Raw genomic sequence first — 13,577 nt, 5'->3', positions numbered from 1 at the left:
CCTGATATTCACTAAGTCCCCGCGAATGTTGGCAGAATATGGATGCCAAATTGTCGTCGATTCGGCCTTCACTGTCGACCGGCCGCTCCTGGCCGACAGTGAGCCGAACAGGAGATCGGTGGTCACTACTTCGCCGGGTCAATCCATCCCGGGCGAAGTCCGCGGACGTGTTCTTCTCGGACCTGCTCGATCGATTCCGCATTGCCTAGGTCGGCCTCAATCTCGCCGACGCAACCCCAGCAGTCACCGCCACAGTTCATCGACAAGGGGTCGTCGGGCTGATCGAGTGCTCGCCCACATATCCGGCATTTCATCGCTCGGCTTCCAGGGTGTGAATCCGCCAAATTGTCAGGGATTTACGCTGGTATGTCGAACGGCCGGTTGTGGCCGAGGCTGTGTGAAAACACGTGTTGAAAGTGGCCTTCTAAAAAATCGACCCTTTAGATGGCGCTGTATTGGTTTGGTAGCAACTCGGGAAGGGTAACGCGACACCCGAAAACCGAGTACTTTTGCGTTTTCACACAGCCTCGGCCGTACTGCGCCCGCGTCCGAGCGCGACGGTCAGTATGCAGTCACCGCTGGACCCAATCTTCGCGATCGACGCCATAGACACGCTCGCACTCGTCGTATGCCTCTTCGAGTGACGCGTAGCAATGATCCGAGGTCGGAAATGGCGCTTCTACGGATTCGTACCGCATCAATAAGAAGATTCCGTCGCTAAGCTGTTCGATCTCGACCTTCCTAGTCGTGCCAAGGCTCGTACCTCGACCATCAAGGGATTTCCGCGTCGGTGCCCAAATCAGCATAGGTAGTTCGTTTCCGTCGAAAATAGTGACTTGGGGTGCATCAATCACGGGCGCTATCCGCCGCCCGCCTAGAATTGTCGACGTTTTTGGTAGGCGTGTCGAACGGCCGAAACTGGCCGAACTGCGGCTTATGCCTCAGGACCAAACGCGTGCTTTGACCACAGTTGGTTGAACAGCGTCGACTCAATGATGCGAGCATCGAACTGGGCATCAGAATTTATCTCGATTAAAGGCGGAACAGGCAGCTCTCCGAGCTGTGTTCCCATTGCCGACTTGAGACCATCGGCGTATCCAACTCGACCGTCGCGGAAAAACTCCAGTTTGCGAACCTCATAACGCTGGTTGTCAAGCTGCGAGACAAGTCGAATTGGCTCCGCCTCGAAGTCGTGTGTCCACGCAACATCGATATATATTGGCTGGAATGCCTCGTCCATCTTTTGCTCCCCGTCCGCCTTACCCGGTTTGTCCGACACGCGCATTGTCGACGATTCGTGCGGTGAAGTCGAAGGGCCGTTCATGGCCGCCAGCCGACGCTCGCGTTCGCCGTCAACATCGGACTTAAGACGACTCCAGCTTGTGTCGGCCTCCATTGTTTTGTGTCAAGGTCTACTGTCTTGCGTCGAACTTCATTGTTCGTTCACAGCGGTCTCCGATGCCCTATCCCTCGCTTCTCGTATTGTCCGAATTTCGAAAGTGTTTGTCATGACGCCGCCCTTCCGGCCATCTACACTTGCCTCATTCCGCTGCCACGCAGCCCGAGACCCAACAGGAGCGACATGCGATGAAAGCCATTCAATTCAAGTCCTTCGGCAACCCGGAAGTGCTCGAACACACCGATCTGCCCGCCTTGCAAGCCGATGCGGACAGCGCCGTCGTGCAGGTCAAGGCCGCCTCGGTGAACCCGAGCGACGTGAAGAACGTCTCCGGCCATTTCGAACACACGGTGTTGCCGCGCACGCCGGGGCGTGACTTCAGCGGCGTGGTGGCGGACGGCCCAGCGGACTGGATCGGCGCCGACGTGTGGGGCACCGGCGGCGATATCGGCTTCACCCGCGACGGCACGCATGCCGAGTTCATCAAGATTCCGCTCGCCGCGTTGTCGCGCAAACCCAAAACGCTGAGCCACGCTGAAGCCTCCGCGATCGGCGTGAACTTCGTGGTCGCGTGGCTCGGCACCGTCGAATACGCGCATCTGCAAGCGGGCGAAACCATTGCGGTGATCGGCGCGGGCGGCGGCGTCGGCGGTGCGGTGGTGCAGATCGCCAAGGCGCGCGGTGCGCGTGTCATTGGGGTGGATCGCCATCCGTTGGACCCGGGAACACCCGCTGGCCGTCTGATCGACGCCTACGTACCGTTCGACGACCAGGCCGCCGAACGCGTGCGGGCATTGACCGGCGGCGCAGGCGCAGACGTGGTGTACGACAGCGTGGGCGGCGTGGCGTTCGAGACCGCGCTGAGCCTCGTCAAACGTCGCGGCCGGGTGCTTGAAATCAGCGGCACGGGCAAGCGACGCGTCGAAGTCGATCTGATCGATTTCTATCACAACGAGACCCAACTGCTCGGGGTGGATAGCGCCAAGCTCGGCGTCGCGGAATCGGCGCCGTTGATGACGGCCCTGGTCGAAGGCTTCGAAAACGGACAGTTGACCGGGCCGGCCATCGCGCAGACCTTCCCGCTCGCCCAGGCACGCGAAGCCTATGCCGCCGTGGCCGCCGGCACACGCGGCCGGGTCGTCATCACGATGTAACGGCTGCGGCGAGCGCGGCGGCGTAACAGCCGCCCCGCTCGCGCCGCTCATAGCAGGGACAATCGACATGAAAGCGTATCTGGTCTCGCTGGCCGCCGGTGTGGTGGTCGGATTGATCTACAGCGTAATGAACGTGAAGTCGCCGGCGCCGCCGACCGTCGCGCTGGTCGGGCTGCTCGGCATGCTGGGCGGCGAACATGTGATTCCGCTCGTGCGCACCTGGCTGACTGCGGGTCTGCATTGATCGCGCGAGCCAACGCGTGACGAACCGAAACATGCGTCACCTCGATCACGCTCACCCTGGCCGCCTCTCCACACCGGCACCTTTCCCATCCTCGGGCGTCACACGCTAAGATTGAGCCCGCCGGGCTCGCACGCCGCACTGCGGTGCGCGCGCAACGCGCGCCGCCATCCGGCGCGCCGCCCAAAGACGACTAGAAAGCATTGCCTTGGAGAATCAGATGTCTGAAGAGTTTGAAGTGCATGGCCCGCACGATCATGCAGTGGAACACGCCGGTCACCACGACGAAGACCCGTTCGCGAGCCGCATGGCCGTGATGACGGCGATCCTAGCGACGATCGGCGCGCTGTGCGCTTATCAGAGCGGCAACAGCGAAAACCTCGCGCTGTACTACAAGAACGAAGCCGCGATCAAAAAAACCGAAGCGTCGAACCAATGGAACTACTACCAGGCCAAGGGCGAGAAACAGAATCTCGCTGAACTCGGCGCGGCCTTGTCCACCGGCAATAGCGACGCTCACGCAAAATTCCTCGCCGACGTCGACAAATACAAGTCGCAGAAAGAACCGATCCGCGCGAAAGCCGAAGCGATCGAAAAAGACGTCGTGGATAACGACGCCAAAAGCGAAGCGCTATTGCACGGGCATCATCGCTGGGCGCAAGCCACCACGCTGATTCAGGTGGCGATCGCGTTGTGCGCGATCACCTTGCTGACGCGCAAGAAATGGTTGCGCAATCTGTCGTTCGTGGTTGCGGCAGCGGGCGTGATCACCGGCGCCATGGCGCTACTGTCGGCCTGATGCGCTGATGTGTCGCGCGGCCGGTTTTTCACGGCCGCGTGGCGCGCATGACAGCGCGTCATGTCGCCGATCCGTTTTGCGCCGGAACAGCCTGGCCATTAAAGAGATACCCGCTCACCCCACCTCGTGACATAAATTGAGGATGCCGGATTAATTCACACACGACTGCGCATTCCCTGCAATCGTGAAGTCCGGCGTAATCCGTCATGGAGGAATCACCGTGAGCAAAACCATTGAGCTAACTGGCGCGGGCGTCGCCCATCTCGACGAAAGCATTCTGCTGCCGCAACTCGGCTGTCCGGCGGGCAGCATCGGCATTGCGGTGGGCGATATGCTGGAGCATTCGAATCGCGCCGTGATCGAGGCGTCGTTCGAATTGCTCGACCTGCACGCCAACGACCGCGTTCTCGAAGTGGGCCTCGGCAACGGCGCGCATATCCCGTTCGTACTAGACCAGGCCACTGGGGTGCATTACACCGGCGTCGATATCTCGCCCACCATGATCGCCGTGGCACGTTGCCGCAATGCGGCCTATGTCCGCGACGGTATCGTGACGCTCGAAACCGCCGACGTCGTCGCCATGCCCTTCCCAACCGCCTCGTTCGACAAGGCGATCACGATCAACTGCACGTATTTCTGGCCCACGCTCGTGGCCGGTCTGAGGGCCATGCGCCGGACACTGCGCATGAACGGAACGCTGGTGATCGCGGCCATCACGCCGGAAGCCGCGGTTGAAATGCCGTTCGCGGACTACGGCTTCACCGTGCATGACGCGGCAACGCTGGAAGCGGCCTGCGTGGAAGCGGGCTTCGATGAAATCGGCATCACGCGTTATCTCGAACCGTTGGCCGATCCGCCGCGGGAAACCGGGCAGCGGGAGTTCTATCTGTTGCGGGCGCTTGCTGTGTAAAACCGTAGCGCGCAGCCCATGTGCTCACGGTACGCCGGGTTCCCCTCAAGACGCCATGCCGCGAGCACGATCCAGCAACAACTCCCGTTCGCGCGCGTTGCGGGTCATCGCCGCCGCGCGCTCGAACTCCGCACGCGCCTCACTCATACGGCCGAGCTTCGCCAGCAGATCGCCACGCACACTCGGCAGCCACTGATAGTTCGCGAGCGAGGCATCAGCGGCAAGCGCGTCGACGATCTCAAGTCCCGCCGCCGGACCGAACGCCATGCCCACGGCTACCGCCCGGTTCAACTCGACCACCGGCGAAGGCGCCACCTGCGCCAACGCGTCGTATAACGCGACAATCTGCGCCCAGTCCGTCTCTTCCGCGCGGCGGGCGCGAGCGTGACACGCCGCCAGCGCGGCCTGCAGCGCATACGCGCCGCTCGCGCCGCCCAGCGCGTGCGCGGCGTCGAGCGCGGCCAGCCCGCGGCGAATCAGCAGCGGGTCCCAGCGGCTACGGTCCTGATCCGGCAACAACACCGGGCGGCCCTGTGCGTCGGTACGCGCATGGGTACGCGACGCCTGAATCTCCATCAACGCGACAAGGCCGTGCACTTCGCTTTCGTCCGGCACGAGACCGCTGAGCACGCGGCCCAATCGCAGCGCTTCCTCGCAAAGCGCGGGACGCATCCAGTCGTCGCCGGCCGTGGCCGAATAGCCTTCGTTGAAGATCAGATAGATCACTTGCAGCACCGACGCGAGCCGCGCTGCGCGCGCGTCCGCCTGCGGCACTTCGAACGGCACCTTGGCCGCCGTCAGCGTGCGTTTGGCCCGCACAATGCGCTGCGCGACGGTCGGCTCGGGCACGAGGAACGCCCGCGCGATTTCGTCCGTGGTGAGGCCGCCGAGCAGGCGCAGCGTGAGCGCGACGCGGGCGTCGGTGGACAGCACCGGGTGACAGGCGGTGAATACCAGCCGCAGTAAATCGTCGCCGATATCGTCGGCACGGGCGGCATCGAGCGCGTCGACGAAATCCGGCACGAGATGCCCCTCCAATGCGTCGAGGTCATGGCCCAGCGCTTCACGCTTGCGCGCATGCAGCGCTTCCTGCCGCAAGCGGTCGAGCGCACGGTTTTTTGCGGTCGCCATTAGCCACGCTCCCGGATTGTCGGGGACGCCCGCCTCGGGCCAATGCTCGAGCGCGGCCACCAGCGCGTCTTGCGCCAGCTCTTCGGCGAGCCCCACGTCGCGCACGATCCGCGCGACGTGGGCGATGACCTTCGCGGATTCGATCCGCCAGACTGCCTCGATGGCACGATGGGTGGCCGCTATCGTCACAGCGTCAGCCCGCTGCCTTGCCGTTCGGATCCATGTAGATCAACTCCCAGATATGTCCGTCGATATCTTCGAAACCATGGCCGTACATGAAGCCATAGTCCTGCGGCGCGCGCGGCACGGCGCCACCGGCGGCGCGTGCCTTGGCCACGAGCGCATCCACCTCGCCGCGGCTTTCGCACGACAACCCCAGCAAGGCCTCGGTGCTCTCCTTCGGATTGCACAGCGGCTTGCGCGTGAAGGACTTGAACAGTTCCTTGACCAGCAGCATCGCGTAGAGATTTTCGCCGAGAATCAGACAGGCGGCCTGCTCGTTGGTGAACTGCGGATCGAAGCTGAAACCGATGGTGCTAAAAAACGCTTTCGAGCGTTCGAGGTCGTCGACGGCGAGATTGACGTAAATCTGCTTGTGCATGATGGCATCCACGAATCATGGTTATCGGATAGGCGGCAAGCGCGCTGAGCGACCAGCGCGTGAGTTGGCACTCAGCGGCCCACGCTCAGCGCCGGTTCGCTTCCAGATCGCGAAACCGCGCCAGTCCCGCGTTAGGCTCGAAGTCGTCGAGTTCGAACAGTTGCCGCACTTCGATTTCACCGTCGGCGTATTCGCCGAATGGCGCCGGATAGCGCCGCGCCCACTCCACGGCTTCTTCGCGCGAGCGCACCTGAATCAGCGTATAGCCGGCAATCAGCTCTTTTGTTTCGGCGAATGGGCCGTCGACCACGGTCCGCTTGCCGCCGCTGTAGCAAACGCGCCAGCCCTTCGAACTCGCTTGCAGACCGGTGGCGTCGAGCAGCACGCCGGCCTTGGCCAGCTCTTCGTGGTAGGCGCCCATTGCCGCCATCAGGGACGCGTCCGGCATCACGCCGGCTTCGCTGGCAGCCGTTGCCTTGACCAGAATCATGAATCGCATTGCCGTTCTCCTTGTACGTGGTGAGAAGCGGAGCCGCCCCAACAGGTGGCTTCTTACTCACACGACGAGCAACGCGCCGCCGGATCGACAGGCAAAGCCGCACGCCAGGGAAAACCCCGAACCGAACCAAAGCACGGCGGCGAGGCGAATCGCCTACATGAAGCAGGGCCCGAGCTTGCGGACTTCGACCGTACACCATGCGGCCGCCGGGCAGGCTTGGGCAATGGCAACGGCTTCTTCGCGGGTGTCGCAGTTCAGCAGAAAGAAGCCGCCGATCATTTCCTTGGCTTCGGCGAATGGCCCATCGAGCAATGTCGGCTGGCCGTCGCGCACCTGGACGCGCACGGCGTCGTTCAACGAAGTGAGCGATTCGACCGCGAGCAATTTGCCGCGCTCTTTCAGGTTCGTGGCGTAACGCACCATCTGATCGTAGACTTCGCGCCCGGCGGCTTCTCCGCGTTCGACGCGCTGATTGGTGGGTTCGACGATGAGCAGCATGTAAGACATGGCGTCTCCGATTAATCGCTGCGCTGGCGTGACCGCCCGGCAGGCGATGGCGGCAAAGGTCGCGCTTGCGGCGAGTGTGGGCAGCCAGTCTAACAAGCGTGAAAGGCTCCGGCAAACTCAATCCGGCACGGGAATGGCGGCTGTTCGTCGCCTTTACGAGGACTCGTAATATCCGTAGCGCATATGGATTTACTTTTGTCGTGCGACACGATAACGACGCTTTGAAGTATTCTCCGAAATCGTTAAAGTCAGCCGGCGAAAATGCCGTTTATGGTTGAGCGGCCGCGGTTAATCGGAGCCTTTCGGTTTGGCTACGCAATACGACAGCACGGCGGATAGCGGCGCACTCATCGGCATAATCGGCCGGCAAAAACAAACGACTCCAATAAACAGAGCATCGGGGAACCTCATGTATCGATCGTCAGTGCGCACCGCTCTCGCGGCCGCCGCGGCTTTGGCCTTTTTCCAACTCAGCGGTTGCGGCGGCGGCGGCAGTTCCAGCAGCGCCTCGTCGGGCACGCAGACGACTGCCACCGCCAGCTCGGTGAGCGGCACGGTCGCCTCCGGCAGTCCGCTCGTTGGGGCCAACGTCACGCTCATCGACGCGACCGGCGCGAAAGTCAGCACCACCAGCGGCGCGCAGGGCGCGTACACGCTCGCCGTGAAGGGCCTGACGGCGCCGTTCGTGATCGTCGCCACCGACGCCGCCGGCCTCTCCTCGCCGCTCGTCTCCGTGCTCGCCAAACTGCCCAACGGCACGGCGCCGGCGGTCGCCAACGTCACCACGCTGACCACCGCGATTGCCGCGATGCTGACCGCCTCGGGCAACCCGATCGACCTCACGGCGAGCACGGCGCTCGCCCAGGTGACGCTGCAGCAGGTGCAGATCGCCACCATCACGCTCGACACGATCCTGACGAATCTGCTCGCGCAGAACGGCATTCAGGCGGCGGGCTTCGATCCGATCGGCACCGCCTTCACGCCGAACCACACCGGCGCGGACGCGGTGATCGACTCGGTGCTGGTCGCGAGCGCACCGAGCGGCGGCCTGTCGCTGGCGTCGAACGCGGCGCCGGGTACCACCTTGTTGCTGAACAGACAGACCGGCCTGTCGACCCTGCTCGCCGCGCCGCCTGCTGCGGCCAACTATCTGGAGCCGCTCGCCACGCTGCTCACGGCCTGTGCCGCGTCCGGCACACTCAACACGTCCTGTTCGCCGGCGATCGATGCCGCGTTCGTGGAGAACGGTTCAAACGACCTCGCCACCGGCCACAACCTGCCGGACTCGCTGTTCACCGGCGCGGTCTTCGGCTCGCCGAAGACACTGGCGTTTCTCACGCGCAATGGCAAGCAGATGGCATTCGTGCAGTTGCCGTTCACGCTCGCCACCGGCAACGTCGGCGGCGTGCTGTACACGTTCGTCCAACAGCTCGCGACGCCGGTCACGCTGGCCAACGGCACGCAACTCGGTTGGGATCTGATCGGCAATCAATCGCAATTCGCGGTGTCGATCAATTCGCAGATCGCGCGCCGCACTTTCCTCGATACGCGACTCGCCGACGTCAATCGCTACGAGTCCGGTCTCACGATTTCGATTCCGGGCGCGTTGAATCCGACGGTGTATTCGGCCTCCGTCACCGGACCTGGGCTCACCGCGCCGGTCTGGCTGATGCCGCGCAACGCCGTGGGCAACAGCCTGCTAGGGATATCGGATACGCCGCTCAGCACCGCGCCGGTGTCGCCTGCCGTGACCAATAGCAACACGTCGTTGTACCGCTGGTCGTGGCAATCGCTGTCGTCGACGGCGAGCTTCACGCCGCCCGCGGCGACCGGCTATTTCGCGCCCCAAGCTATCGATGCGAGCACGGTGCCGCCCTACGCCACTTACACCGTCACGTTCTACGACAAGAACGGCGCGCAGCTCGGCCAGTCGTCGGTCGTCAATCCGGGCAGTCCGCTGAACGCGACGGCGGGCGGCTCGGTCGCATGGCCCTCGCTGCTGCCGGACTTCGCGACGCAGTTCCTCACGCCGGCCGGGTCGCTGGCGGGCTCGCAGTACGCGATGAGCGTGACGTGGTCGAGTCTCGTGAACGGTCAGAATCTCGCGTTCCCGGTGACGTCGGTGCAGATTCAGACCACCGGTATGGCCGCCGCGGGCCCGTTCGAAGTCGACGGGTTCTCCGTCGGCGCGCCGAACAACACCACGTTCGGCCAGTATCAGACCACCGTCAGCGCCGGGATCAATTCGCTCGGCGTGCAGACTTGCGTGAACTGCCAGTTCACGCCGTTGGTGACGGGCAATTCGCGGCTCGTACAGTTGAGCGGCGCGCAGAGCGGGATTAGCTATTACGACATCACGCGCTACAACGACTAGTGTTCGATGTAATCGCCAAATCAACTGGCTTGGACCTGGTTGGCGTGGACGATTGCCGAACGTTAAAACGCCCCTGCTCAGCGAGGGGCGTTTTCGTTTTTCATCGGTGTCACTGCACGTTACGTCTCAGCGGCTTACGCGTTACGAGCCACGATGTCCATCGTTAAACTCCACGGACTGTTTCCGCCGCTCGTCGACACTCAGCGCGAACACATCCGGCCGCGAGTAATGCCCCACCACGTCGAAGTCGTAACGCGCGCGAATCAGTTCGTCCGTATCGATTTCCGCGACGACCAGCCCCGTCTCGCCGAGTAACGGCCCCGCCAGAACCTCCCCGAGCGGCCCGACGATCACGCTGCCGCCGTTGATCAAACGACGGTTGTCATCCCAGTCGGGCACGTTGATTCCCAACGCCTTGGGCGACGGCTCGACCTGGCAAGCGCTGATCACGAAACAGCGCCCCTCATGGGCGATGTGGCGCATGGAGCATTGCCAGATCTCGCGTTCGTCGACCGTCGGCGCGCACCAGATCTGCACGCCCTTGGCGTACATCGCGGTACGCAGCAGCGGCATATGGTTTTCCCAGCAGATCGCAGTGCCAAGACGCCCCGCACGCGAGTCGACCACGGGCAGCGTGGAACCGTCGCCTTGCCCCCAGATCAGCCGCTCGGTGCCGGTCGGCATCAGCTTGCGGTGTTTTGCGACCAGTCCGGCGCCCGGCTCGAAGAACAGCGCGGTGCAATACAGCGTGTTGCCGGACCGCTCGATCACGCCGATCACGATCGACGCGTCGCACCGCGTGGAGAAAGCGGCGAGTTCGTCGGTTTCGGGACCGGGCACGTCGATCGCGTTGCGGAAATAATCGGCGAACGCCTCGCGTCCCTCGGGTAAGCGATAACCGAGACGCGTGCCGAAAATCTCGCCCTTCGGGTAGCCGCCCAGCAGCGCTTCGGGCAACACGACCACAGCGGCCCCCGACGCCCGAATCTCGGCCTCGTAGGCGAGGATGGTGTCGAGGGTGTCCTGCTTACCCTTGGGCGACGACCCGATTTGCAGCGCGGCGACTTTCGATTTGGACATGGTGATTGAACCGGTGATGGGATGTCCCAGATCTTGCGACCGTCATAAAATGAATGGAACGCCATTTCGAACTTTCTGATATGAACCGGAGTGATATCTCGCGCGTCGACCTGAACCTGCTGAAGATCTTCGAGGCGCTGTACGAGCCGGGCGGCCATTCGGCTGGATATGACGCAGTCGGCCGTCAGCGCGGCCCTCAGACGGCTTCGCGGCCTCTATTCCGATCAGATGTTCGTGCGCACCGGCCGGGGGCTGACACCGACCTCCCGTGCCAGCGAACTGAAGCCGCTGGTGAGCGAGGCGCTCGATAAATTCCGGCAAAGTCTCGCTATCGCCTCCCCGAACCCGACGGATTTCTCCGGTCGAGCGGTGGCGATCGGCATGTCCGACGACTTCGAGCTGGCCATCGGCCGCAAACTCATGGCGCTCATGGCGAAGCGCGCGCCGGGTCTGCGCGTCATATTTCGCCAGACCTACAGCCAGATCGTCACGGACGCGTTGGCCAACCAGGAGATGGACCTCGCGATCACGTCGGGAGGGTTTTCGTTACGCGGCTTGAGCCGGCAGGTTCTTGGCAAGGGCCGCTACGCATGTCTCGTCGACCCGGGCACCTGGCGAACCGGCAACGCCACGATTTCGCTCGACGACTTCGCGAACCGGAATCACATTCTGGTCTCGGCCGGCGGCGTAGTCGGGATCGTCGACGAGATGCTGGCGAGCGTCGGACGCAAACGCCGGGTGGCGGCATCGACCACGCATTTCGCGGGGCTTCCGTATCTGCTGAAGGGTAGCGAGGCGATTGCCACGATTCCGACGCACGCCGCACACGCTATCGCGGACATGACGGGGCTTCTGCTCTTGCCCTGCCCGCTGGCGCTGCCGGAGTATCCGATCGAGGTGGGATGGCGAATCAATGCACTACGCGATACGGCGGTCGCCAAGGTCCAAGCCGCGCTGGCGGAATGCTTCGACCCGGCGCACGTCAAGCTGGCGTGAGGCGAACGCGCAACGGCCTATCGAGGAGACGGAAACCATGGACCACGCTGCTTTTCTCGTTGCCATCCGGCAACTGTGTGCCGCGGCCGACATTGCCGCCAAAGCGGGACCGCAGGACCTCAGGTTCGACGCGCTCCAGTCACTCGCGTTCTTTCGTCGCCACGACGATGCCGGCCTCGGCCGCACGTCGTCACCGGCATCGACATCCAACGACGAACTGTTCCTGCGCACCGCCGAGGCCGCGCTGACAATGGCGGGCCGCAACGAGTTTTCCGCCTCGCTCGCGCTGCTCGAGCAGGCGAGGTCGCTATTGCACGCGACATAAAGGCCGTGGCTACGAGCGGGCGCCGAAGCCGCGACGATTCACTCAAAGCGCTTCGTGGCAAAGCGCCATCATCCGCTGGACCATCGTGCTCGATTCGTTGAGTTCCATCTCTCCCGTGAACAACGCGTTCACGCTGGACAGCCGAACCGCGACCCCGGCTTCGAGCAGATCCTGGCGGGCAATCTTCAATGCAAGCTGGCCAATGCGCACCCGGTCCAGCCAGTTCATCTTGAGGCGGTTTTTATGCAGCCACTGACGGCAGATCTGCACGACATGGTCCACCCGCCATTCGTTGGTCAGTGCGTACGAGGCCGCCGCAATCGCGACGAGAAGACACAGCAAGTCGGGGCGCGCACTGTCGCGCTCGTTGAATTCAGGTTTGATCATGTCTATCGGTGTGTCGATTGCATTTAAGCAAACCCGCACATGCGGGCAAACACAGGCAAATCAATCGTTGATGATTTACCCCCTTTTTTCCGGGGCCCGAGAGAGCAAGGGCCACCGCGCCGTGCAACAAAATCATACCAACCCTGCGCTTCGCCACCCGGTTAACGTATCTATACCGCGCGGGGGCAACCCGGCTCGACAAGCTGGTTTTCTCAGGATGGATGTCGCAGGTTGCGTGAAGCGCCGCATGAGTTGTTATGATGACCGGCTTCGTGGGCTTGTCCCATCGATAAACGCATGACGCCCCGCGAGGGGCATTTTTATTGATCGGTTACTGTTGCGTTCAAGCCCCGGCCGGCCGCCGGTCCACCCGCCGAACGTATCGCCCCTGTCGTGGTCTCACCGGGTTACGGTGAAATCGTTCCACCGTCCACCCTCCCACTCGAATCCCGATGCGCGCAACTTTCACCAAATGGCTGTTCATTGTCTATCTGCTCGGTAGCGGGACGCTGTATTCAATGATCATCCTGCCGTTGTTTCCGTTCGTCGGACGCGCCGGGCGATACTGGCTCGCCAAACAATGGTGCCGTGCGCTGGTGGGTGTGATGCGTTGGCTGCCCGGCGTGTCATGTTCGATCGAAGGGCTTGAACATCTTCCGGCAGGACCCGCGATCATCTTGTGCCGTCATGAATCGACGTGGGAAACCCTCACGTTCATGGCGCTCTTTCCGCGCCGCGTCAGTTTCGTGTTCAAGGAAGATCTGCTGCGCATTCCGTTTTTCGGCTGGGTGTTGCGGGGCCTCGACATGGTTAGTCTGAACCGTGGCTCCGCACGCCAGGCGCATCAGGCGGTAACGCAGGAAAGCGCCGAGAAACTGGCGAAGGGCGACGTCATCGTGATCTTTCCGGAAGGCACGCGTGTGGCGCACGACGCGCCGTTGCGCCTGACCTCGGGTGGCGTTCGCCTCGCATGCGCGACCGGCGTGCCGGCGGTTCCCGTGGTGTTGAATGCGGGCAAAGTGTGGCCGGCAAAAGGCTGGCCTACCGGCGGCGGACACATCCGCGTGGTGGTCGGACCCGCGTTCTCATCGCAAGAAATGTCGCAACAGGATTTGAGTCGCGCCGTTCACGAGTGGATGAAAACCGAATTGCAACAACTGTGACGATTTTCAGA

14 protein-coding genes and 1 pseudogene are annotated in these 13,577 nt (G+C 62.9%); 8 read left to right on the top strand and 7 right to left on the bottom strand.

The window, feature by feature from the left end; genetic code table 11:
- Positions 1-934: 934 nt before the first annotated feature.
- Entirely contained in the window at positions 935-1,396 is a 462-nt protein-coding gene (locus tag BX591_RS36775; RefSeq protein ID WP_176343096.1) for a DUF6881 domain-containing protein, read from the bottom strand.
- Between the two features lie 191 nt (positions 1,397-1,587).
- Here BX591_RS36775 and BX591_RS18340 point away from each other — a divergent pair, with 191 nt between their 5' ends.
- From BX591_RS18340 to BX591_RS18325, 4 genes are all read left to right on the top strand, one after another.
- Positions 1,588-2,553, top strand: coding sequence for a quinone oxidoreductase family protein (locus BX591_RS18340; RefSeq protein ID WP_111932790.1), 966 nt, complete (start codon positions 1,588-1,590; stop codon positions 2,551-2,553).
- Between the two features lie 67 nt (positions 2,554-2,620).
- On the top strand, positions 2,621-2,797 hold the full coding sequence (locus tag BX591_RS18335) for a DUF1427 family protein (protein WP_111932789.1): 177 nt from the start codon (positions 2,621-2,623) through the stop codon (positions 2,795-2,797).
- Between the two features lie 217 nt (positions 2,798-3,014).
- Complete coding sequence (locus tag BX591_RS18330) at positions 3,015-3,593, top strand: DUF4337 domain-containing protein (RefSeq protein ID WP_111932788.1); 579 nt, start codon at positions 3,015-3,017, stop codon at positions 3,591-3,593.
- A 220-nt stretch (positions 3,594-3,813) separates the two neighbouring features.
- Entirely contained in the window at positions 3,814-4,503 is a 690-nt protein-coding gene (locus BX591_RS18325; protein WP_111932787.1) for a class I SAM-dependent methyltransferase, read from the top strand.
- A 45-nt stretch (positions 4,504-4,548) separates the two neighbouring features.
- Here the strand turns inward: BX591_RS18325 and BX591_RS18320 are convergent, their stop codons facing one another.
- The 4 genes from BX591_RS18320 to BX591_RS18305 all read right to left on the bottom strand — a co-directional run bounded on the left by BX591_RS18320 (position 4,549) and on the right by BX591_RS18305 (position 7,241).
- Positions 4,549-5,823 (bottom strand): RNA polymerase sigma factor, encoded by a 1,275-nt coding sequence (locus BX591_RS18320; RefSeq protein WP_111932786.1) that lies wholly within the window; start codon positions 5,821-5,823, stop codon positions 4,549-4,551.
- A gap of 4 nt (positions 5,824-5,827) precedes the next feature.
- On the bottom strand, positions 5,828-6,235 hold the full coding sequence (locus tag BX591_RS18315) for a VOC family protein (RefSeq protein WP_111932785.1): 408 nt from the start codon (positions 6,233-6,235) through the stop codon (positions 5,828-5,830).
- A gap of 85 nt (positions 6,236-6,320) precedes the next feature.
- Positions 6,321-6,734 (bottom strand): YciI family protein, encoded by a 414-nt coding sequence (locus tag BX591_RS18310; protein WP_111932784.1) that lies wholly within the window; start codon positions 6,732-6,734, stop codon positions 6,321-6,323.
- 153 nt (positions 6,735-6,887) lie between these two features.
- A complete protein-coding gene (locus BX591_RS18305) occupies positions 6,888-7,241 on the bottom strand; it encodes a YciI family protein (protein WP_111932783.1) in 354 nt (117 codons plus the stop codon).
- Between the two features lie 409 nt (positions 7,242-7,650).
- Here BX591_RS18305 and BX591_RS18300 point away from each other — a divergent pair, with 409 nt between their 5' ends.
- Positions 7,651-9,615: a carboxypeptidase-like regulatory domain-containing protein gene (locus BX591_RS18300; RefSeq protein WP_111932782.1), complete on the top strand. Its 1,965-nt coding sequence runs from the start codon at positions 7,651-7,653 to the stop codon at positions 9,613-9,615.
- Positions 9,616-9,756: 141 nt separating this feature from the next.
- On the opposite strand, the gene BX591_RS18295 is transcribed toward BX591_RS18300, so the two are convergent.
- Positions 9,757-10,695, bottom strand: a complete 939-nt coding sequence (locus tag BX591_RS18295; protein ID WP_111932781.1) for a carbon-nitrogen hydrolase family protein — start codon at positions 10,693-10,695, stop codon at positions 9,757-9,759.
- Between the two features lie 80 nt (positions 10,696-10,775).
- Here BX591_RS18295 and BX591_RS18290 point away from each other — a divergent pair.
- Both BX591_RS18290 and BX591_RS18285 read left to right on the top strand, forming a co-directional pair.
- Positions 10,776-11,691 (top strand): annotated as a pseudogene (locus BX591_RS18290) (LysR family transcriptional regulator).
- Between the two features lie 37 nt (positions 11,692-11,728).
- Positions 11,729-12,016 carry a hypothetical protein gene (locus BX591_RS18285; protein WP_111932780.1) on the top strand — a complete coding sequence of 96 codons (288 nt, stop codon included), beginning with the start codon at positions 11,729-11,731 and terminating at the stop codon, positions 12,014-12,016.
- Between the two features lie 42 nt (positions 12,017-12,058).
- Here BX591_RS18285 and BX591_RS18280 read toward each other — a convergent pair whose 3' ends face one another.
- Entirely contained in the window at positions 12,059-12,403 is a 345-nt protein-coding gene (locus BX591_RS18280) for a hypothetical protein (protein WP_111932779.1), read from the bottom strand.
- A gap of 452 nt (positions 12,404-12,855) precedes the next feature.
- On the opposite strand from BX591_RS18280, the gene BX591_RS18275 reads away from it, so the two are divergent.
- The gene (locus tag BX591_RS18275) at positions 12,856-13,566 is read left to right on the top strand and encodes a lysophospholipid acyltransferase family protein (RefSeq protein WP_111932778.1); all 711 of its coding nucleotides are present in this window, start codon (positions 12,856-12,858) and stop codon (positions 13,564-13,566) included.
- Positions 13,567-13,577: the final 11 nt, after the last annotated feature.

Origin of the sequence: Paraburkholderia bryophila (genome assembly GCF_003269035.1) — a bacterium.
Classification (GTDB): Bacteria; Pseudomonadota; Gammaproteobacteria; order Burkholderiales; family Burkholderiaceae; genus Paraburkholderia; species Paraburkholderia bryophila.
The sequence above is the reverse complement of the archived record's forward strand: the minus strand, read 5'-3'. Positions and strand labels throughout refer to the sequence as shown.

Coding starts and splice junctions, on each gene's coding strand:
- BX591_RS36775 (WP_176343096.1), bottom strand. CDS start 1,396: ATGGAGGCCGACACAAGCTGGAGTCGTCTTAAGTCCGATGTTGACGGC.
- BX591_RS18340 (WP_111932790.1), top strand. CDS start 1,588: ATGAAAGCCATTCAATTCAAGTCCTTCGGCAACCCGGAAGTGCTCGAA.
- BX591_RS18335 (WP_111932789.1), top strand. CDS start 2,621: ATGAAAGCGTATCTGGTCTCGCTGGCCGCCGGTGTGGTGGTCGGATTG.
- BX591_RS18330 (WP_111932788.1), top strand. CDS start 3,015: ATGTCTGAAGAGTTTGAAGTGCATGGCCCGCACGATCATGCAGTGGAA.
- BX591_RS18315 (WP_111932785.1), bottom strand. CDS start 6,235: ATGCACAAGCAGATTTACGTCAATCTCGCCGTCGACGACCTCGAACGC.
- BX591_RS18310 (WP_111932784.1), bottom strand. CDS start 6,734: ATGCGATTCATGATTCTGGTCAAGGCAACGGCTGCCAGCGAAGCCGGC.
- BX591_RS18305 (WP_111932783.1), bottom strand. CDS start 7,241: ATGTCTTACATGCTGCTCATCGTCGAACCCACCAATCAGCGCGTCGAA.
- BX591_RS18300 (WP_111932782.1), top strand. CDS start 7,651: ATGTATCGATCGTCAGTGCGCACCGCTCTCGCGGCCGCCGCGGCTTTG.
- BX591_RS18295 (WP_111932781.1), bottom strand. CDS start 10,695: ATGTCCAAATCGAAAGTCGCCGCGCTGCAAATCGGGTCGTCGCCCAAG.
- BX591_RS18285 (WP_111932780.1), top strand. CDS start 11,729: ATGGACCACGCTGCTTTTCTCGTTGCCATCCGGCAACTGTGTGCCGCG.
- BX591_RS18280 (WP_111932779.1), bottom strand. CDS start 12,403: ATGATCAAACCTGAATTCAACGAGCGCGACAGTGCGCGCCCCGACTTG.
- BX591_RS18275 (WP_111932778.1), top strand. CDS start 12,856: ATGCGCGCAACTTTCACCAAATGGCTGTTCATTGTCTATCTGCTCGGT.